The sequence below is a fragment of the Agromyces sp. GXS1127 genome (assembly GCF_050565425.1).
Taxonomy (GTDB): Bacteria; Actinomycetota; Actinomycetes; order Actinomycetales; family Microbacteriaceae; genus Agromyces.
On sequence record NZ_JBOCIG010000008.1, the window covers coordinates 58768 to 78498 of the forward strand.

A 19731-nucleotide genomic window follows, 5' to 3' on the forward strand; every position below is an offset into this window, starting at 1 on the left:
GGCGGATGCCTCGGGGCCGAGCCCCGAGGCATCCGCTCGTTCCGGCTCAGGCGAACGGCGCGCGCTCGACCCGGTCGTCGACCTGCGGCAGCCTCCTGAGCAGGTCCGGCATCCACCAGACGACGTTCGCCCAGACCACGATGAACGCCGTCGCGGCGATCGTGTCGGCGAGCAGCGACGCGATGCCGGCCGTCACGAGCTTCGCGAACCAGTAGGCGCCGAGGCCGGCGGCCACCGAGGCGATCGTGACGGTGACCCAGTTCACGACGTCGATCGGGACGAGGCGCCGGGACGAGTGGGACGTCGACGCCGCCGCACCGGCGAGCCCGTCGGCCTCGTCCCCATCGTCCGCGGGCCGTCGGTACCGGATCCGGAGCCAGTCGCACGTCAGCGCGATGGTGACCGCCGCCGCGCCGACGGCGAGCACGATCCAGTTCAGCGGTCGCGGGATCTCGAGCGCCGCGGGCGTGCGGTCGTCCGTGAGGATCTCGGCGACGAGCTGGACGGCGGGCAGCACGCCGCCGAGGAGGGCGAACACCGAGATCATGCCCACGGTGCGGGCGTCGCGGCCCGGGATCGGCGCCCGGCTCGCCGCGGAGGCCGAACGCACGGCGATCGCCGTGAGCGTCACCGTGACGGCCAGGCAGAGCAGCATCAGCAGGAAGTTGCTGCCGATGATCGCGATCGTGAACGGGACGACGCTCGCCATCGCCACGCCGGCCAGGAACCACGTCGGCCGCAGCGCGCGCGACCTCGCCTGCTCGGCCGCGGTGCGGAGGCCGCCGTCGAGCTCGGCAGCCACGGCCGCCCAGTGGCGAAGTCGCGAGGTCACGGATCCGACGATGACCGCGATCGCCGCGATGCCCGAGACGGCCGCCACGCCCGACCACCAGGGCGACCCGAACTGGATGTCGTCCCACGTGAGGAGCCAGGCGACCGCGGCGACGAACCCGGAGACGAGGGCGAGCCGGGGCGGGTCGAAGAGCGTCGGCACGGGGACGAGCAGCGGGCGGACGAGGAACAGCACGGCCCATGCGATCCAGCGCGTTCCCGCGCGCACGGGCTGGACGACGACCCGGTCGAGGAGGCGCACGGCCCGCGACGCGATGGCGAAGCGGTACGACGGGTCGAGGTTGAAGATCGTGTCGGTGCCGGCGCGCATCCGGCTGCGGCGCCCGGCGGCGGCCGACTCCGCACCGGCCCCGTCCTCGCCCGCTCCGCCGGGCTCGGGTCCGTCCGAGCCCGGTGCCCGCGCCGCCCGTTCCGATGACGACGCCGGTTCGAGCGGGGAGAGCCGCTGCGTCGCGAGCCGCGGGTCGTCCGCCTCCTCGAGCACCGCGTCCTGCAGCAGCCGCACCGCCGCATCCGCCTGCACCGACGCCGGTGCCAGGGTCGTGAGGAAGCGCGTGATGCCGGCGGCGCCGTCGAGCCGCCCCCACCACCAGTCGTTGACGCGCCAGTCCCGCGCGAGGAAGCCGAGGAAGTTGCCGATGCCGTAGCCGGCGAGCTTGGTGCCCCGGTCGAGCGCGACCTCCGACGATGCCGCCTCGATCGCATCGGCCGCCGCTCGCGGCGTGAGGTCGCCCCTCCGGAGGACCGCCCCGAGCATGGTGAACCACCGGTCCTGCACGAGGGCTCGGAACTCCTGTGGAGCGGCCGGCGGCTCGTCGACGCCGATCGCCCAGTACCGCACGCTCGAGAGCGCGGGCGGGATCCCCGCCGAGTGGTACAGCGGCGGCAGGTCGCCGGCCGACAGCATCGGTCCCTCGGCGAGGGGCCGCCATGCCGAGGCCGCCCAGTCCGCCGTGAGCTCACGCGACCCCGCGGCGATCTCGCGCTCGATGTTCACCGTCGCGATGCGCAGCCGCGCGACGGCGTTGTCGAGGTTCTGCCAGAGGTCGGGCTCCCGGAAGCGGCGGCTCTCGGCGAGCCACGCGTCGACCCAACCGCCGAGGTCCGCCGCGGTCGGCTGCGCTCCCGTCTCCGCGAACGCGGCCGTCTGCTCCAGCACGCGGACGGTGACCCGGTCGCGCCACGCGAGCGCCGCCGTGAGCGCGTCGTACGCCGCCTCGCGCACCGCGGGGAACGCGAAGCCCTGCCGGGCTCCCGTCCGCGCCGGCAGCGCCTCGAGGGCCCGCGTCCAGCCGAGCACGCAGTTCGCGGCGTCGGCGAGTGCGAGGGGTGAGCGCGCGAACGCGTCGCGGTGCGACGGCGACAGGGCGGCGACGCGGTCGCCCGCGGCATCCGTCAGGCCGATCAGGCGGATGAGCGGGATCGGCCGGTACCGCCTCCGGCGCTCGAGCGAGGAGTGCAGCTGCCAGAGGCTCGGCGCCGCGATCGTCTCGGCGAGGTGGTCGGCCAGGTCGACCGCGAGCGCCCGGAGGTAGGCGCGTCGTCGTGCGGTGACGCCGGCCGGGTCCGCGAGGGCGCTCGCGACCAGCGGCGCGGAGCTCTCGAGGCGGGCCCGGGCGACCTGCTGCTCCGTGTTGAACCGCTCGAGTTCGGCGACCTCGCGGGCGACCGATTCGCGACGGACCTGCCGGTCGAACATCGCCTTGATCGCCCGGAAGAAGCGCGACGCGTTCGGGTCCCAGTCGACGCGACCGCCGAGCGGCGGATCGGGCTCCGGGTCGAGGAAGATCATCGCGCGGTCGGCGCGTCGCTTCGAGACCCGCGACCGCGCCGCGCGCAGGGCGCGCTCGATGGGCACGTTGTCGAAGACCGCGCCGTCGACGACCCGGTAGGGCGTCTTCGCCTCGGCGCGGTGCCCCGCGAAGGCGAAGCGCATGCCGGGGCCGCCCTCGATGCCGGCCTCGTCGCCCGCCCCGGCGTCGCCGTGGAACGAGTCGATCGTCGCGGGCTCGAAGCCGCCGGGCAGCGACGAGGTGGACCGCGCCGCGAGCGCGAGCCGTTCGAGGTTCGTGAGGTCGTCCTCGCGGTCGGCGGGATCGACCGGCCCGCCGGAGCGGTCGAGTTCCGGGCGGCGTGCCGGGATGCGGTTGTCGAGGCGGTGCGCGTCGTCGCCGACGAACCGGAAGTGCCCGCGGCCCTCGTTCGCGTCCTCCTCGAACTCGTCCCCCGCGTCGATGACGGTCGCGGACAGGTCGACCGCGGTGTAGTCGGAGACGAGGTCCGCATGCCGGTCGTCGGTCTCGTAGATCTCGACGAGCGCCCGCAGGGTCTCGGCGCGGAAGTAGTCCTCGCCCTGCATGAGCGCGAGGATCCCGCGCGCGCCGGGCGGGTGCAGCAGCCCCCAGAAGCCGCCGACGGTGCCCCACGTCCGCAGCAGCCGTTCGAGGCCCGTGCCGGCGCGTTGCGCGACGGCGTAGACGACCGCGTTGAGCCCGCCGGCGCTCGCTCCCGCGAGCAGGTCGAACTCGACCCGGTCGTACCCCGCGGCATCCAGCATCTCGGCGTACGCCAGCAGCCTCGCACGGACCGGGGCGGTGAGCGGACGTCCCGCGGTCTCCGGGACGAGCGCGAGCGTCCGCTCCCCGTCGTCGTACAGGCGGATGCGGCGCAGCAGGTCGAGTTCGGCGACCGTGCCGCCGATCCAGACGGCGAGGCTGACGCCGCCCCGCATCGCCAGCGCGACGCGCAGCGTGCGATTGAACGACGGCATCGCCTCGGGATGCCGCCGCGCCAGCACGTCCGCCACGCGCTCGCCGCTCGTGACGACGACGAGTTCGACGGACCGGCCGGTGGTCGTGACGGCCGGCTGGACGGCCGGGGCGGATGCGGGGGGCGGACCGGATCGGGCCATGACGCTCCTCGGGTGGGCGGCGCGGGCCGGCGCCTCGGGGTCGACGCGACGGGCAGGGGGCGCGACCTGCTCCAGCGTGGCACGGCCGAGGCTTCCGGCGCACGGGGCTGTCCCCACAATGGGGTCCCGCGGCGGCCGTCGTCGGGGGCGTATTCTCGGCAGAAGGCGGCGCATGGACGTCGGGGGCTCAGGCACGCCTTCGATCGGAGGTGCCTGAATGGGTGAGCGCACGGAGGAACGGCCCCTGAGGGTCGCCATCGCGGACGACGCGCTGCTGCTGCGCGAGGGGATCGCGAAGGTGCTCGAGGGCGGCGGCATCGAGGTGGTCGCCTCGGTCGGCACCGCCGACGAGCTGCTGGCCGTGCTCGACGAGCTCGAGCTCGACGCCGCCGTGCTCGACATCCGCATGCCGCCGACGCACCGCGACGAGGGCATCGTCGCACTCGAGCGCATCCGGCAGGGCGGCAACGAGATCGGCATCCTCCTGCTCTCGATGTACGCCACGCCCGAGTACGCCCTCCGCGTGATGGGCGCGGGCAGCGGCACCGGCTACCTGCTGAAGGAACGCGTCTCCGAGCCGCAGACCCTCGTGCGCGCGGTGCAGACCGTGGCATCCGGCGGCTCGGTCGTCGACCCCGAGGTCGTGGAGCAGCTCGTCCAGCGCACGCGTGCCGACGACCCGCTCGCGCGCCTGACCGAGCGCGAGCGATCGGTGCTCGAGCTCATGGCGCAGGGCTACTCCAACGGCGGCATCGCGCAGACCCTGTTCCTCGGCCTGAAGACCGTGGAGACCCACGTCCGGAGCATCCTGCAGAAGCTCGACCTCGAGGAGTCGCCCGAGCACCACCGCCGCGTGCTCGCGGTGCTGACGCTCCTCGGCCAGAGGTGATGACGCCCTGATGATGGCCCCGGGCCGCCGCGGGCGCATCGCTCGACGGACCGCCGTGATCGCGACGGTGGTCGCGATCAGCCTGTTCATGGAGGTCACGGGGTACCTCGCGACCCCCGAGGACCTGCGCCCGGAGCTGTCGTGGACGACCGTGCACGCGATCGTACCGCTCGTCTTCGCCGCGTGCGCGGGCGTGGCGTGGGCGATCGGGCCGAACGCGGTGCCGGCCCGGCTGATGATCGTCTTCGTCCTGTTCTGGATCCCGCAGGCGTTCTACCCGGTCATCGAATCGCTCGGATGGCTCTGGCCCGTCCTGCGCGGCGTCGACCTCGGCTGGGCGGTGGTCGCGGGCATCCTCGTGCTCGTGTACCCGCGCGGCGGCCTGGGCGACCGCTTCGACCGGTTCATCGCCTCGACCGCGCTCGTGGCGACGGTCGTCAACTTCGTCACGGTCCTCGCCCTCGCCGGCCCCGACGCGGTGCCGTGCGACTGCGCGCCGAACCCCTACCGCATCGCGGAGGCTCCGGCCGTGTTCGCGATCGTCGACATCGGCTACCGGTTCGTCGGCGTCGCGCTCGCCGTCACCATCGCCGTGCGCCTGCTGCTGCGCTGGGTCCGCGGCAGCGTGCCGGCGCGCGCCGTCGCGTTCCTCATGCCGCTCGCGCTGCTGTCGTGGGTGAGCACGCTCGCGGCGCAGATGGTCCGCTACGCGACGGGCGTCCCGGCGAACCTCGCCCTCGAGACGGTCTCGCTCATCGCGATGGCATCGGTGCCCGTGTGCTTCGTCGCGGGCATCGCCCACGCGCGGAACATGCGCGCGCGCGTCGCCGACCTCATGCGCATCACGCGCGAGGGCGCGGACCGCGGACTGTGGGCCGAGTCGCTCGCGCGCACGCTCCGCGACGACTCGGTCCGGGTCTACTGGTGGGAGGAGGAGCGCGGCCGGTACGTCGACGCGGCGGGCAGGCCGATCGACTCGGGCGAGGAGGGTCGTGGCCACAGCATCCTGCCGGTGGCCTCGCCGAGCGGACTGCCGATCGCGCTCATCCGTCACGACCGCGTGCTCACGGACAACATGCGCCTGCTCGACGGCGTCTCGAGCGCACTCCGGCTCTCGGTCGACAACGGGCGGCTCAGGTCCGAGGTCGAGCGCACGCTCGAACAGGTCAGGCAGTCGCGCCAGCGCATCGTCGAGGCGGGCGACGAGGCGCGCCGCCGGATCGAGCGCGACCTGCACGACGGCGCGCAGCAGCAGCTCGTGGCCGTCGGGATGCAGCTCCGGATGGCGGCGAACGGCGCTCGCGCCGTCGGCGACGACGCGCTGGCCGCCGAACTCGAGCAGTCGATCGCGACGTTGAACCAGGGGCTCAAGGAGCTGCGCGAACTCGCGCACGGCATCCACCCGACCCTGCTCTCGCAGGGCGGCCTCGCGCTGGCGCTCCCCGAGATCGCCGGGAGGTGCCCCGTGCCCGTCGACATCGCGGTGCAGCCGGAGGGACGCCTCGCCGAGCTCATCGAGTCGACCGCGTACTTCGCGGTCGCCGAGTCGCTCGCCAACGTCGCGAAGCACTCGCAGGCGACGCGGGCCTGGGTGCGCGCGTACGTCGAGGGCGACGAACTGGTGCTCACGATCCGCGACAACGGCATCGGCGGCGCCTCGCTCGACCGCGGCACGGGCATGCTCGGCATCGTCGACCGCATCGACGCGGTCGGGGGCGCAGTCGAGCTCGACAGCCCGCGCGGCGCGGGCACCACGATCACGATCCGGATGCCGGCGCACCTCGGGCCCCCCGTCGAGCTCCCGGGTTCCGGTGCGGGCCTGCTCGTCGCGGCCGAGCCGGGCATCGAGGCACCGGATGCCGCGGCCGCGCCGGACCCGGCGGGCTCCGTCGCACCTGGCGTCGTCGGCTCGCCGGCCGACGTCTGACGCGGGCTCAGTCGCGCCAGCGGCACGCCGCGAGGTCGATCCGGTAGCCGTCCTCGTCGTCGACGGACCGGATCGGCGTGCCCTCTGCCAGGTAGTGCTCGCGCGCGCGTTCGGCGTGCCCGGCCGGCGGGCGCCCGCCCGCGCGGATGACGCGCCACCACGGCACGTCGCCGCCGTAGCGGGCCATGACCTGGCCGACGGCGCGCGCTCCGCGCGAGCCGAGCGTCGCGGCGACGTCGCCGTACGTCATGACCCGGCCGGGCGGGATGTCGGCGACCACCGCGAGCACGGCCTCGACGAAGCCCTCGCCGTGCCGCGGCATCCGTCGTCCCTGCCCTTCGCCGGGTCGGTCGGTGCGCAGCCGCTCAGCCGGCGAGCTGGAGCGCGCCGATGACGTCGCCGTACTGGGTCTCGCCGATGTCGCGGAAGCCGATGCGGTGGAAGAACTCGCCGGGGCCGCCCTCGCCCGGCTCCCACAGCACGGTGATGCGGTCGAACCCGCGGCGCTTCGCCTCCTCGGCGAGGGCGTGCGCAAGGAACCGGCCGACGCCCTTGCCCTGCGCCTCGGCGTCGACGTTGATGCGCCAGATGCAGGCCCGGAACTCCTCGTGCTCGTTCTCGGGGTCGAAGTTGCCGTGAATGAACCCGACGACCCGGTCGTCGTTGAGCGCGACGCGCTGCCACGCGGTGGCGGGGTTCACGACGGACGCCTCGGCGGCGTAGGTGACCGGTGCGATGAACTGCTCCTGGCCGGGCTTCAGCGACAGGGTGTTCGCGGCGACGATGTTCGTCGCGTTCAGTTCTTCGAGTCGCAGATCAGCCATGCATCGCAGCCTAACCGCATGCGGTGGCGCGCAGGTAACCCCCATGCAACCGGATGGGACGACCGCCCGCGCCGGATCGACGCCCGGCCGACGGGCCCTCCGGGGCCGTCGATCTCTCGATGTCGAGATATTCCGCCGACGCGGTAAGCTGGTCGACGGCGTGTCCGGACACCCCCGAGACTTCCTCGCTTCCCAAGCAATCCCACGAGATCCCAAGGAGACCGCCCCTTGTCGAAGATCAAGGTCGAAGGTACCGTCGTCGAACTCGACGGCGACGAGATGACCCGCATCATCTGGCAGGCCATCAAGGACCAGCTCATCCACCCGTACCTCGACGTCAACCTCGAGTACTACGACCTCTCCATCCAGAAGCGCGACGAGACCGACGACCAGATCACGGTCGACGCGGCCAACGCGATCAAGAAGCACGGCGTCGGCGTCAAGTGCGCGACGATCACGCCCGACGAGGCGCGCGTCGAGGAGTTCGGCCTGAAGAAGATGTGGCGGTCGCCCAACGGCACCATCCGCAACATCCTCGGCGGCGTCATCTTCCGCGAGCCGATCATCATCTCGAACATCCCGCGGCTCGTGCCCGGCTGGAACAAGCCGATCATCGTCGGCCGCCACGCGTTCGGCGACCAGTACCGCGCCACCGACTTCAAGTTCGAGGGCCCCGGCACGCTCACGATGACCTTCACCCCGCAGGACGGCTCCGAGCCGCAGCAGTTCGAGGTCTTCCAGGCGCCCGGTTCGGGCATCGCCATGGGCATGTACAACCTCGACGCGTCGATCCGGGACTTCGCGCGCGCGTCGCTGAACTACGGCCTCGACCGCAACTACCCGGTCTACCTCTCCACGAAGAACACGATCCTGAAGGCCTACGACGGCCGCTTCAAGGACATCTTCCAGGAGGTCTTCGACACCGAGTTCAAGGAGAGGTTCGACGCCGCCGGCATCACCTACGAGCACCGCCTCATCGACGACATGGTCGCGGCGTCGCTCAAGTGGGAGGGCGGCTACGTCTGGGCCTGCAAGAACTACGACGGCGACGTGCAGTCCGACACCGTCGCGCAGGGCTTCGGCTCGCTCGGCCTCATGACCTCGGTGCTCACCACGCCCGACGGCAGCATCGTCGAGGCCGAGGCGGCCCACGGCACGGTCACGCGCCACTACCGCCAGCACCAGCAGGGCAAGCCCACCTCGACCAACCCGATCGCCTCGATCTTCGCCTGGACGCGCGGCCTCGCGCACCGCGGCAAGCTCGACGGCAACCAGGAGCTGATCGACTTCTCGCACACGCTCGAGGAGGTCATCATCGAGACCGTCGAGTCCGGCGCCATGACGAAGGACCTCGCGCTGCTCGTCGGACCCGAGCAGGAGTACCAGACGACCGAGCAGTTCCTCGACACGATCGACGCGAACCTCAAGGCACGCCTCGGCGCGTAACCCGCTTCGCTCGAACGGTTCGAAGGGCCGGATGCCACGGGGCATCCGGCCCTTCGCCGTCTCCGGCGCTGCGGGAATCGCGGTCGACCGCAGCAACGGACCTTCGTCGCGGCGTGGGCGGGGGAGTGGGCGAGGATGGGGGAATGGCCCGCGGCATCCGTCTCGTCCGTCGCTACCCCGTCGTCGCGCTCACGCTCGCGATCGGAGCCGTCGGGATCGTGCTCGCGCTCGCGGGGCAGGGATGGCTCGTCGCGTGGATCTTCAGCGTCTACGCGCTCGCCGTGGCGGCCTGGCAGGCCGTCGGGATGGTGCGCGACATCCTGCGCGGGCACTGGGGGCTCGACATCCTCGCTGTCACCGCGATCGTGGCGACCGTGGCCGTGGGGGAGTACGTCGCCGCGCTCATCGTGGTGCTCATGCTCACGGGCGGCGAGGCGCTCGAGGACTACGCGAGCCGCCGCGCGAAGCGCGAACTCGATGCGCTCCTGACGCGGGCGCCGCAGCGCGCGCACCGCGTCGTCGACGACCACTTCGTGGACGTGCCCGTCGACGAGGTCGAGCCGGGCGACGTGCTGCTCGTGCGCCCGAGCGAGATCGTGCCCGTCGACGGGGAGCTGCGCTCCGCCGAGGCATCCGTCGACGAGTCGTCGATCACGGGTGAGAGCGTGCCCGTCGAGAAGCACGCGGGTGACGTGCTGCTGAGCGGCTCGGTGAACGGGCCCGCGGCGATCGAGATCACGGCGACGGCTCGCGCGGCCGACAGCCAGTACCAGCAGATCGTGGCGCTCGTGGCCGAGGCGGCGGCGAGCAAGGCGCCGGTCGTGCGGCTCGCCGACCGGTACGCCGTGCCGTTCACGGTGTTCTCGCTGCTGCTCGCGGGGTTCGCGTGGTGGATCTCCGGCGACCCCGTGCGCTTCGCCGAGGTGCTCGTGCTCGCGACGCCGTGCCCGCTGCTCATCGCTGCGCCGGTCGCGTTCATCGGCGGCATGAGCCGGGCGGCGCGCAACGGCGTGATCGTCAAGGGCGGGGGCGTGCTCGAGCAGCTCGCCCGTGCCCGCACCGCGGTCTTCGATAAGACCGGCACGCTCACGCACGGCTCGCCCGAACTGGTGGCCGTCCGCCCCGAGGCGGGCTTCGACGCCGACGAGCTGCTCGGGCTCGTGGCATCCGCCGAGCAGTACTCGTCGCACGTGCTCGCGGAGTCGATGATCGATGCGGCGCGAGGCCGCGGCATCCGCCTGCACGAGGCCGCGACCGCGCGCGAGGCTGCGACCAACGGGGTCGTCGCGCGCATCGGCGGCCGCGAGGTCGTCGTCGGCAAGTTCGCCTACGTCGCCGAGCACGCGCCGCAGGCGCGGCGCACGGAGATCGCACCCGGCGAGCTCGCGGTGTACGTCGCGGTCGACGGCGCCTATGCCGGCGCCCTGCTCGCTCGCGATCAGCTGCGCGACGATGCCGCAGCGACGCTCGCCCGCCTCGACGAACTCGGCGTGCGCCACACGATGATGCTCACGGGTGACGCGCAGGCGACCGCCGACCACATCGCCGCCGAGCTCGGCATCGAACGGGTGCGTGCCGAGTGCCTGCCCGCCGACAAGGTCTCGGAGGTCGCCGGCATCGCCGAGCGCCCGGTGATCATGGTCGGCGACGGCGTCAACGACGCCCCCGTGCTCGCCGCGGCCGACGTCGGCATCGCGATGGGCGCGCGCGGCGCGACGGCGGCGAGCGAGTCCGCGAGCGCCGTGATCCTCGTCGACGACATCTCGCGGACGGCGAAGGCCGTCGAGATCGGCCGCGACACCGTGCGGATCGCGCTCCAGTCGATCTGGATCGGCATCGCGGTGAGCGTCGCGCTCATGCTCGTCGCGACGTTCGGGGTCATCCCGGCGACGGTCGGCGCGCTCCTGCAGGAGGTCGTCGACCTCATCACGATCCTCGCCGCGCTCCGCGCGATCGGGGGGCGGCGCGACGCGCGCGCGGTCGAGGGCGCCGGCTCGCCCGCGGCTGCGGCGGGCAGCGCCAGGACGGATGTCGCGCGGCGCTGAGCGTCGACCACGAGGAGCCGGAGCCGGAGCCGGAGCCGGGCCGTCAGGTCACGAGTTTGTAAAGAACATGAACGAATATCCTCCCAAGGGTTGCGCGGGGTTTGTTCGTAAGGTGTACTAACAAACGTGACGGCAACGGAAGCAGCACCCGGGCAGGCGCCCGCAGGCATCGCACTCGGCGGCGAGCGCCAGGCGGGCCACCCGACGCAGGCGCCCACCGCGGCTGCAGGCCAGCTCTTCGCGGGCCGCGCGCTCCGCACCTCGGGCAAGGTCCTCCCCGAGCACGCCCGCAGCCACAACCGCTCGCTGGTGCTCCAGACGCTTTACAGCCTCGGTGCGCAGAGCCGGGCGGATGTCGCCCGCGAGACCGGCCTCACGCGCGTCACCGTCTCCGACCTCGTCGCCGAGCTCATCGGCGAGCGCCTCGTCGTCGAGCTCGGCCAGCGCGAGGACGCCCGGCCGGGCAAGCCTGCGACGCTCATCGACATCGACCGCACCGGCCACCACGTGGTCGCCCTCGACCTCTCCGAGCACACGCGCTTCCGCGGCGCCGTGCTCGACCTCGACGGCGCGACCGTCGCCCGGGCCGAGGTCGCGCTCGACGGCGCGACGGGGGAGCGCGCGGTCGAGCTCGTCACCGAGCTGCTCGACGGGCTGCTCGCCCTGACGGCCGCCCCGGTGCTCGGCATCGGCGTCGGCTCGCCCGGTGTGGTCGAGCCCAACGGCGTCGTCCACTCCGCTCCCAACCTCGGCTGGACCGACCTCCCCCTCCAGGAGCGGCTGCAGGCCGCGTTCCACCTGCCCGTGCACGTCGCCAACGACGCCAACGTCGCCGTGCTCGCGGAGCACGCCGGCGCGCCCGGCGACCTCATCCTCGTCAAGGTCGGCCACGGCGTCGGCGCCGGCCTCATCGTCGGCGGCCGCCCCGTGCTCGGCGCGGGCAGCGCCGCGGGCGAGATCGGCCACGTCGTGGTCGGCACCGACGGCGGCCCGCGGTGCGCGTGCGGCAAGCACGGCTGCCTCGAAGCCTGGCTCGCGGTGCCCCGACTCACCGCCGAGCTCGAACGACTCGGCGACACGGATGCCGCGGCATCCGCTCGCGAAGAGACCCTGCGGGAAGCGGGCCGACGCCTCGGCATCGTGCTCGCCCCCGTCGTCGGTGCGCTGAACCTCTCCGAGGTCGTGCTCAGCGGACCGGCGGAACTGCTTGACGGCCCGCTGCTCGAGGCGGCCGTCGAGACGGTCCGGAACCGGACGATGGCGGAACACCACCGGGAACTGAGGCTCCGGATGACCGCGCACGGGCAGGACATCGTCCTGCGCGGGGCGGCCGTCATGGTCCTCTCCGGCCAACTCGGGGTCTCCTAGACCCCACCCCCTGCACCACGGGTGGCAGCACCCCCGCTCCCACCTTCGCCCTACGAAAGGAAACCACGCAATGAGGAACCTCGGCATCGTGGCGCTCGGCGCCGCGGCTGCGCTGACCCTCGCCGGGTGCGCCACCACCGGAGGCGACGCGGCCTCCGATGAGAACGCGGAGATCCGCGTCTGGCTCGTCGGCACCGACACGCCCGACGCGGCGCGCGAACTGCTCGTCGATACCTTCGAGGAGGAGCACCCCGGCTCGACGCTCGTCATCGAGGAGCAGTCGTGGGACGGCCTCGTCGACCGCCTGACCACGAGCCTCTCCGGCTCGGACAGCCCCGACATCGTCGAGGTCGGCAACACGCAGGCGTCGGCGTTCACCTCGGCGGGCGCCTTCATGGACCTCACCGACCACTACGACGAGCTCGGCGGCGACGACCTCCTCCCCGGCTTCGTCGAGGCCGGTTCGTACGACGAGAAGTTCTACGCCGCCCCGCTGTACTCGGGCGCGCGCCTGGTCTTCTACAAGAAGGACGCGCTCGCGGCATCCGGCCTCGAGGCCCCGACCACGCTCGACGAGTACGTCGACCAGGGCATCCAGCTCGCAACCGACAACCCCGGCACGTCGGGCATCTGGTGGCCCGGCCAGGACTGGTACAACGCGCTGCCCTACATCTGGGAGAACGGCGGCGAGGTCGCGGTCCCGGACGGCGACACGTGGGACGCGCAGCTCTCGAGCGCCGAGTCGATCAAGGGCCTCGAGCAGGTCCAGAAGGTCATGACCGAGGCCTCGCTGGCGCCGAAGGACGGCAACGAGACCAACCCGCAGGTCGGCTTCTGCGACGGCACCACGCTGCAGCTGTCGGCCCCGAGCTGGGTCAAGTGGTCGATCCTCGCCCCGGAGGACGCCGAGACCCCCGGCTGCCCAGACCAGGAGGAGAACCTCGGCGTCTACGCCCTCCCGGGCGCTGACGGCGATGCGGCCCAGGTCTTCGCCGGCGGCTCGAACATCGGCATCTCGGCCAACTCGCAGCACCCCGAGCTCGCGCTCGACGCGCTGAAGATCATCCTCTCGGACGAGTTCCAGACGATCTACGGCGAGAACGGCCTCGTCCCGGCGAAGCTCTCGCTCGCCGACACGCTCGGCACCGACGAGGTCGCCCAGGCGATCGCGGCGGCCGCCGGCAACGCCAAGCTCACCCCGGCTTCGCCGAAGTGGGCCGACGTCGAGGCCGCGGGCATCCTGCAGGACCTCTTCGTCAACATCGCGCAGGGCGGCGACGTCGCGCAGCTCGCCGAGGAGGCGGACCAGCAGATCGAGGACATCCTCAACGGCTGATCCTTCCCACGCGGCGCGGCCGCGCGCACACTTGACGTGCGGTCGCACCGACTCCCATCAGGCCCCGGGCCGGCAGTGCCCCACACACGCTGCCGGCCCGGAACCATGAGCGGGCACCGCCCGCGGCATCCGAACCTCGCCGTCAGACGCAGGAGCCCCACATGACCACCACCGACACCGGCCTCCCCCCGGCCGTCAGCGCGGTCGACGGCGAGCGCATCGTCACGCCGCAACCCGACGAGCCCAGGAAGCGCCGTCGCTTCAGCCGCCGCGCCGGAGGGCTCACCCCCTACGCCCTCCTCGTCCCCGCCTCGATCGTGCTCGCCGCGATCGTCGGCTGGCCGCTCATCCAGCTGCTCGTCACCTCGATGCAGGAGTTCGGCCGCGCGCAGGTCTTCGGCGCCCCGCCCACCTGGGTCTGGTTCGAGAACTACGTCGACGTGCTCACGGACGTCACGTTCTACGAGGTCCTCATCCGCAGCCTCGTGTTCGCCGCCGTGTGCGTCGTGACCACGATGGTCCTCGGCACACTCATGGCCCTGCTGCTGCAGCGGCTGCCGAAGGGCTTCCGCCTGCTGCTCTCGCTCGGCATGCTGCTCGCGTGGGCGATGCCGCCCCTCTCGGCGACCATCGTCTGGGGCTGGATGTTCGACACCGACTACGGCGTCGTCAACTCGGTGCTCGTGAACTGGTTCGGACTCGAGCAGTTCGATCGGCATCCGTGGCTGCTCGACCCGCTGAGCTTCTTCGTCGTCGCGGGCATCATCATCGTCTGGGGCGCGGTGCCGTTCGTCGCATTCACGCTCTACGCCGGCCTCACCCAGGTGCCCGACGAGGTGCTCGAGGCGGCCCAGCTCGACGGCGCCGGCGCGTTCCAGCGCTTCCGCCTCATCACCTTCCCGTACCTCAAGCCCATCTTCCTCATCACGACGATCCTGCAGATCATCTGGGACCTCAAGGTGTTCACGCAGATCTTCGCGCTGCAGGACATCGGCGGCATCCGGGCCCTCACCAACACGCTGGGCGTGTACATCTACCAGGTGTCGATCGCCGGCGGCGACTTCGGCACGGGCGGCGCGATCGCGGTGATCACGGCGATCATCCTGATGACCGTCTCGCTCTACTACGTCCGCCAGACCATCAAGGAGGAGGAGCTGTGAGCGCCACCACCGCCATCGTCACCGGCTCGAGCGCGCGCCCGGCGCCCGGTCGCCGGCGCGGCCGCACCCGCCTCTCGACCGTGCTCTGGAGCGCCCTGTCGGTCGTCCTGTTCGCGCTGTTCGCGTTCCCCGTCTACTGGATGGTGAACACGTCGTTCCAGCCGAACAACGAGATCCGCGGCTCCGAGATCCACTTCTGGCCCGACAACTTCACGCTCCGCAACTACGCGACCGTGCTCTTCGATCCAGGTCGCACGCCGTTCGCCCCGGCGGCCGTGAACTCGCTCGTGGTGACTCTGACGACCGTGCTCGTCGCGCTGATCTTCGCCTTCCTCGCGGCGATCGCGGTCACCCGGTTCCGGTTCAAGAGCCGTCGCGCGTTCATCGTCATGATCCTCGTGATCCAGATGATCCCGGGCGAGGCGATGATCGTCTCGATCTTCCGCGTCATCGACGGATGGCACCTGCTCAACACCCTCATCGGCCTCACGATCGTGTACGTCGCGACCGTCCTGCCGTTCACGATCTGGACCCTGCGCGGGTTCGTGAACGGCGTGCCGGCCGACCTCGAGGAGGCGGCCATGATCGACGGATGCTCCCGATCCGGCGCGTTCTGGCGGATCACGTTCCCGCTGCTCGCGCCCGGCCTCGTCGCCACCGGCGTGTTCGGCTTCATCCAGGCGTGGAACGAGTTCGTCATCGCGCTGGTGCTGAACGCCCGGCCCGAGATGATGACGCTGCCGGTGTGGCTGCGCACCTTCCTCGTCGCCAACGGCACGACGAACTGGGCGGCCATCATGGCCGGGTCCACGCTCATGGCCATCCCGGTCATCGTGTTCTTCCTGTTCGTGCAGGGTCGGATGACCAGCGGGCTCGTGAGCGGAGCGGTCAAGGGATGAGCACGGCGACCCACGGCGGCGCGGGGCAGGACCTGCGCCGCGACATCCTCACGACCCTGCTGCCCGGCTTCGCCGGGCCCGACGCACCCGCGTGGCTGCTCGACCTCCTCCGCGAGGGGCTCGGCGGGGTGTGCGTGTTCGGCACGAACGTGGTCTCGCCGGCACAGCTGGCCGGCCTCACGGCGGAGCTGCGCGCCGCGAACCCGCTCGCCGTCGTCGCCATCGACGAAGAGGGCGGCGACGTCACGCGCCTGTTCTTCGACCGCGGCGCGCCGTACCCCGGGAACGCGGTGCTCGGCCGGATCGACGACCCCGAGCTCACCCGCGCCGTGGGGCGCGCCGTGGGCGAGGCGCTCGTCGCGGTGGGCTGCACCATGACGTTCGCGCCCGACGCCGACATCAACTCGAACGCCGCGAACCCGGTCATCGGCGTGCGCAGCTTCGGCGCCGAACCCGGGCTCGTGGCGCGCCACACGGCGGCCTGGGTCGAGGGCGTGCAATCGGCCGGCATCGACGCGAGCGCCAAGCACTTCCCCGGCCACGGCGACACCGCGACCGACTCGCACCTCGCGCTGCCCGTCGTCGACCTGCCGCTCGAGGCGCTGCGCGAGCGCGAGCTCGCACCGTTCCGCGCCGCGATCGCGGCCGGCACGCGCTCGATCATGACCAGCCACATCCTGCTCCCGCAGCTCGACGCGGAGCACCCAGCCACCCTGTCTCCCCGCATCCTGCACGGCCTGCTCCGCGGGGAGCTGGGGTTCGAGGGCGTCATCGTGTCCGACGCCCTCGACATGGCCGGGGCGAGCGGCGGGCGCGGCATCCCCGAGGCTGCCGTGCTCGCGCTCGCCGCCGGCTGCGACCTGCTGTGCATCGGCACCGACAACACGGGCGAGCAGATGGAGGAGATCGCGCAGGCGGTCGCCGACGCGGTCGCGTCGGGCCGGTTGCCGGCCGAGCGGGTGGCGGATGCCGCGGCCCGCGTTCGCGCGCTCGCCGCCGACGCACGCCCGACCGGCGAGCCCGTCGCATCCGCTGCGCCCCAGCTGGATCCGGGACTTCCGGTCGGCCTGCCCGAAGGGCTCGCCGACCGCGTCGCGGCATCCTTCCACATCGCCCCGGGAACGCTCGACCGGTTGTGCGCCACCGGCGCCGTCGGCACCGTGGTGCGGGTGGAGACGATCGCGAACATCGCCGTCGGCAGCGTGCCGTGGGGGCCGTTCGCGCTCGCGTCGGCGCCCGACCCGGCGGCGCCCGCGCCCGCCTGGCTGACGGATGCCGCGGAGGTCGTGCTGGACGCCGCCACGCCGCTGCCCGACCCGTCTGCGCTCGCCGGACCCGTGCTCGTCGTCGGCAAGGACCTGCACCGGCACGTCGTCGCGGTCGACGCGATCGCCCGCCTGCGCGCGGCCCGCGCCGACGTCGTGACGGTCGACCTGGGCTGGCCGAGCGACGACCTGGCCGTCGCGGACATCGCGACCTTCGGCGCATCCCGCGGCGTCGCCGCGACGTTCGCCGAGCTCGTCCAGGACGCGCTGACCGCCTCGACGGAGGTGTCGTGAGGCTCGGGATCGACATCGGCGGCACGAAGACCGCGGCCGTCGCGATCGGCGAGGACGGCGAGCTCAGCGACCAGGTGCGCATGCCGACGGGGTTCGGCGCGGAGGCCGTGGTCGCCACCGCGCTGCGCACGGTCGAGCGGATGTCGGAGCTCGCCGGCGTCGACGCGCACGCGTTCCACTCGATCGGCATCGGCATTCCGGGCTCGGTCGACAGCGGGACCGGCCGGGTCACGCACGCGGTGAACCTCGGGCTCGAGGGGCTCGACCTCGGACCGCGGCTCGCGGACCGGCTCGGCGTCGACGTGCGGGTCGAGAACGACGTGAAGGCCGCGGCGCTCGGCGCGCACCACCTGCTCGGCGTCGCCGACGGCATCCGGGCCCACTCGATGGCGTACCTCAACCTCGGCACCGGGCTCGCCGCGGGCATCGTGCTCGACGGGCGCCTCCTGCGCGGCGGGCGCGGCGTCGCGGGCGAGATCGGGCACATCCCGGTCGATCCCGCCGGCGACCGCTGCGCCTGCGGCCAGCGGGGCTGCCTCGAGACGTTCGCGTCGGGGTCGGCGCTCGCGACGCTCTGGCCGAGCACGCACCGGTACCCGGCGATCGACCTGTTCGATCGGGCGGATGCCGGTGAGCCCGGCGCCGTCGCGGTGCGCGAGCGGTTCCTCGTGGGTGTCGCCTCCGCGGTGCGCCTGCTCGCCCTCACGACGGACGTCGACGACATCGTCATCGGCGGGGGCCTCGCGGCGCTCGGCGATCGGCTGCTCGAGGGGACGCGCCGCGTGCTCGCGGGCTGGGCCGAGGACTCCGCGTTCCTCGACTCGCTCGACCTGCCTCGCCGGGTCCAGGTCATCCCACGCGGATTCCCCGCGGCCGCCGTCGGCGCCGCGCTCATCGGAGAGGAAGTGGAGGCGCCCGCATGGCAGAGGTCGTGATCGTTCGCGACGACGTCGAGGCGGGCGAACTCGCCGCCGGTGCGATCGTCGACCTCGTCCGTTCGCGGCCGGATGCGGTGCTCGGGCTCGCGACGGGATCCACCCCGCTCACGACCTACCGGGCGCTCGCGCGGCGCATCGGCGATGAGGGCATCGACGTCTCGCGGGTGCGCGGCTTCGCGCTCGACGAGTACGTCGGGCTGCCCGCGGGCCACCCCGAGGGCTATCGGCAGGTGATCACCCGCGAGGTCGTGGAACCGCTCGGCCTCACGCCGGAGCTCGTCCGCGTGCCGAACGGCGACCCCGCGACGATCGCGACGGCCGCGGAGGACTACGACGCGGCCATCGCCGCGGCGGGCGGCGTCGACCTGCAGATCCTCGGCATCGGCCGCACGGGCCACATCGGGTTCAACGAGCCCGGCTCGTCGCTCGCCTCGCGGACGCGCGTGAAGACGCTCACGGAGCAGACCCGCATCGACAACGCGCGCTTCTTCGACTCGATCCACGACGTGCCGATGCACTGCATCACGCAGGGCATCGGCACGATCCTCGAGGCGCGGCACCTCGTGCTGCTCGCCTTCGGCGATGCCAAGGGCGAGGCGCTCGCGGCCGCGGTCGAGGGTCCGGTCTCGGCGAGCCAGCCGGGTTCGGCGATCCAGCTGCACCCGCATGCGACGGTCATCGTCGACGAAGCGGCCGCGTCGCAACTCGAGCACGCCGCGTACTACCGGTACGCGTGGGCGAACAAGCCCGGCTGGCAGGGCATCTGACCCCGTGGCCGTCGGCGCCACGCGGCGACCCGGTCACGCTTCGAGGATGTCGTCAGCATCGGCGGGTGCCGGAGGCGCACGCACCCGCCGATCGTGACGACATCCTCGGATCACGACCGCGTCCCGGTGCCCCGCCGGCCGCGGCTCAGTGCACGAGCGCCTCGCCGAGCGCGTCGAGGTAGGCCTGCTCGTCGAAGTCGTCGAACAGCGCGCGCTGGAGGATGAAGCCCGGCGCCGCGCTGAGCACGACCGGGGCGACCCGCTCGGCCCAGGCGTCCGGGTCGCCGCCGACCCGGTCGGGATGCGCGCGCGCCCACTCGGCGAGCTGCGCGCCGATCGCCCCGCGCAGGCGGAGGAAGACGACCTGGACGAGCCCATGGATCTCCGGATCGACGATCGCCTCGGCCCAGAGCTGGGGAAGCACGTCGCTGAACGGCTCCGTCCGGATGCCGGTGAGCAGGGTCGCGATGATCTCGCCCGGGGCGAGCGGACCGCCGTCGCGGCGGCGCGCGTCGAGCTCGATCCGACGCGACTCGAGCACGCGGGCGGCCGCCGAGGCGAAGAGCTCCTTCTTGCCGTCGGGGAAGTTGCCGTAGATCGCGCCGGCCGAGAGCCCGGAGGCCTCGACGAGGTCGGCGATCGAGGTCTTCGCGTAGCCGCGCTCGGCGAAGCAGCGGAGGGCGACGTCGAGGATCTCCTCGCGTCGCGCCGCGCGGTATTCGTCGCTGACCTTCGGCATCGGCATCCTCCCGTCGCTTGACGATCCTACGTCGCAGGTCCAGTATAAAGAACGAGCATTCGTTTTTTATG

Annotated in this window: 15 protein-coding genes; 11 read left to right on the forward strand and 4 right to left on the reverse strand. The window is 72.6% G+C overall.

Annotated elements, in window-relative coordinates:
* Positions 1–46: 46 nt before the first annotated feature.
* Positions 47–3763 (reverse strand): DUF3376 domain-containing protein, encoded by a 3717-nt coding sequence (locus ACQ393_RS14805; RefSeq protein WP_430647644.1) that lies wholly within the window; start codon positions 3761–3763, stop codon positions 47–49.
* Positions 3764–3980: 217 nt separating this feature from the next.
* Here ACQ393_RS14805 and ACQ393_RS14810 point away from each other — a divergent pair, with 217 nt between their 5' ends.
* Entirely contained in the window at positions 3981–4652 is a 672-nt protein-coding gene (locus tag ACQ393_RS14810) for a LuxR C-terminal-related transcriptional regulator (RefSeq protein WP_430647645.1), read from the forward strand.
* A gap of 10 nt (positions 4653–4662) precedes the next feature.
* Positions 4663–6579 (forward strand): sensor histidine kinase, encoded by a 1917-nt coding sequence (locus tag ACQ393_RS14815; protein ID WP_430647646.1) that lies wholly within the window; start codon positions 4663–4665, stop codon positions 6577–6579.
* Between the two features lie 7 nt (positions 6580–6586).
* On the opposite strand, the gene ACQ393_RS14820 is transcribed toward ACQ393_RS14815, so the two are convergent.
* Entirely contained in the window at positions 6587–6901 is a 315-nt protein-coding gene (locus ACQ393_RS14820) for an MGMT family protein (protein WP_430647647.1), read from the reverse strand.
* Between the two features lie 43 nt (positions 6902–6944).
* Positions 6945–7403 (reverse strand): GNAT family N-acetyltransferase, encoded by a 459-nt coding sequence (locus ACQ393_RS14825; protein WP_430647648.1) that lies wholly within the window; start codon positions 7401–7403, stop codon positions 6945–6947.
* A 228-nt stretch (positions 7404–7631) separates the two neighbouring features.
* On the opposite strand from ACQ393_RS14825, the gene ACQ393_RS14830 reads away from it, so the two are divergent.
* The 9 genes from ACQ393_RS14830 (at position 7632) to nagB (ending at position 18921) form a co-directional block, all read left to right on the forward strand.
* Entirely contained in the window at positions 7632–8849 is a 1218-nt protein-coding gene (locus ACQ393_RS14830; protein ID WP_430647649.1) for an NADP-dependent isocitrate dehydrogenase, read from the forward strand.
* Between the two features lie 143 nt (positions 8850–8992).
* Entirely contained in the window at positions 8993–10894 is a 1902-nt protein-coding gene (locus ACQ393_RS14835) for a heavy metal translocating P-type ATPase (RefSeq protein ID WP_430647650.1), read from the forward strand.
* Positions 10895–11062: 168 nt separating this feature from the next.
* Positions 11063–12262, forward strand: a complete 1200-nt coding sequence (locus tag ACQ393_RS14840) for an ROK family transcriptional regulator (protein WP_430647766.1) — start codon at positions 11063–11065, stop codon at positions 12260–12262.
* Between the two features lie 70 nt (positions 12263–12332).
* Entirely contained in the window at positions 12333–13598 is a 1266-nt protein-coding gene (locus tag ACQ393_RS14845; RefSeq protein WP_430647651.1) for an extracellular solute-binding protein, read from the forward strand.
* Between the two features lie 161 nt (positions 13599–13759).
* A complete protein-coding gene (locus ACQ393_RS14850; RefSeq protein ID WP_430647652.1) occupies positions 13760–14758 on the forward strand; it encodes a carbohydrate ABC transporter permease in 999 nt (332 codons plus the stop codon).
* A complete protein-coding gene (locus ACQ393_RS14855) occupies positions 14755–15657 on the forward strand; it encodes a carbohydrate ABC transporter permease (protein WP_430647653.1) in 903 nt (300 codons plus the stop codon). Before ACQ393_RS14850 ends, ACQ393_RS14855 begins: the two co-directional genes overlap by 4 nt.
* Positions 15654–17216 carry a glycoside hydrolase family 3 protein gene (locus ACQ393_RS14860; protein ID WP_430647654.1) on the forward strand — a complete coding sequence of 521 codons (1563 nt, stop codon included), beginning with the start codon at positions 15654–15656 and terminating at the stop codon, positions 17214–17216. The genes ACQ393_RS14855 and ACQ393_RS14860 overlap by 4 nt, the downstream gene beginning before the upstream one ends.
* Positions 17213–18151 (forward strand): ROK family protein, encoded by a 939-nt coding sequence (locus ACQ393_RS14865; RefSeq protein WP_430647655.1) that lies wholly within the window; start codon positions 17213–17215, stop codon positions 18149–18151. The genes ACQ393_RS14860 and ACQ393_RS14865 overlap by 4 nt, the downstream gene beginning before the upstream one ends.
* Complete coding sequence (gene nagB / locus ACQ393_RS14870) at positions 18136–18921, forward strand: glucosamine-6-phosphate deaminase (RefSeq protein ID WP_430647656.1); 786 nt, start codon at positions 18136–18138, stop codon at positions 18919–18921. Before ACQ393_RS14865 ends, nagB begins: the two co-directional genes overlap by 16 nt.
* 145 nt (positions 18922–19066) lie before the next feature.
* On the opposite strand, the gene ACQ393_RS14875 is transcribed toward nagB, so the two are convergent.
* Positions 19067–19660, reverse strand: coding sequence for a TetR/AcrR family transcriptional regulator (locus tag ACQ393_RS14875; protein ID WP_430647657.1), 594 nt, complete (start codon positions 19658–19660; stop codon positions 19067–19069).
* Positions 19661–19731 lie beyond the last annotated feature (71 nt).

Excerpts from the sequence above, each read along its gene's own strand:
- ACQ393_RS14805 (WP_430647644.1), bottom strand. The coding sequence starts at position 3,763 with ATGGCCCGATCCGGTCCGCCCCCCGCATCCGCCCCGGCCGTCCAGCCG.
- ACQ393_RS14810 (WP_430647645.1), top strand. The coding sequence starts at position 3,981 with ATGGGTGAGCGCACGGAGGAACGGCCCCTGAGGGTCGCCATCGCGGAC.
- ACQ393_RS14815 (WP_430647646.1), top strand. The coding sequence starts at position 4,663 with ATGATGGCCCCGGGCCGCCGCGGGCGCATCGCTCGACGGACCGCCGTG.
- ACQ393_RS14820 (WP_430647647.1), bottom strand. The coding sequence starts at position 6,901 with ATGCCGCGGCACGGCGAGGGCTTCGTCGAGGCCGTGCTCGCGGTGGTC.
- ACQ393_RS14825 (WP_430647648.1), bottom strand. The coding sequence starts at position 7,403 with ATGGCTGATCTGCGACTCGAAGAACTGAACGCGACGAACATCGTCGCC.
- ACQ393_RS14835 (WP_430647650.1), top strand. The coding sequence starts at position 8,993 with ATGGCCCGCGGCATCCGTCTCGTCCGTCGCTACCCCGTCGTCGCGCTC.
- ACQ393_RS14845 (WP_430647651.1), top strand. The coding sequence starts at position 12,333 with ATGAGGAACCTCGGCATCGTGGCGCTCGGCGCCGCGGCTGCGCTGACC.
- ACQ393_RS14850 (WP_430647652.1), top strand. The coding sequence starts at position 13,760 with ATGACCACCACCGACACCGGCCTCCCCCCGGCCGTCAGCGCGGTCGAC.
- ACQ393_RS14860 (WP_430647654.1), top strand. The coding sequence starts at position 15,654 with ATGAGCACGGCGACCCACGGCGGCGCGGGGCAGGACCTGCGCCGCGAC.
- nagB (WP_430647656.1), top strand. The coding sequence starts at position 18,136 with ATGGCAGAGGTCGTGATCGTTCGCGACGACGTCGAGGCGGGCGAACTC.
- ACQ393_RS14875 (WP_430647657.1), bottom strand. The coding sequence starts at position 19,660 with ATGCCGAAGGTCAGCGACGAATACCGCGCGGCGCGACGCGAGGAGATC.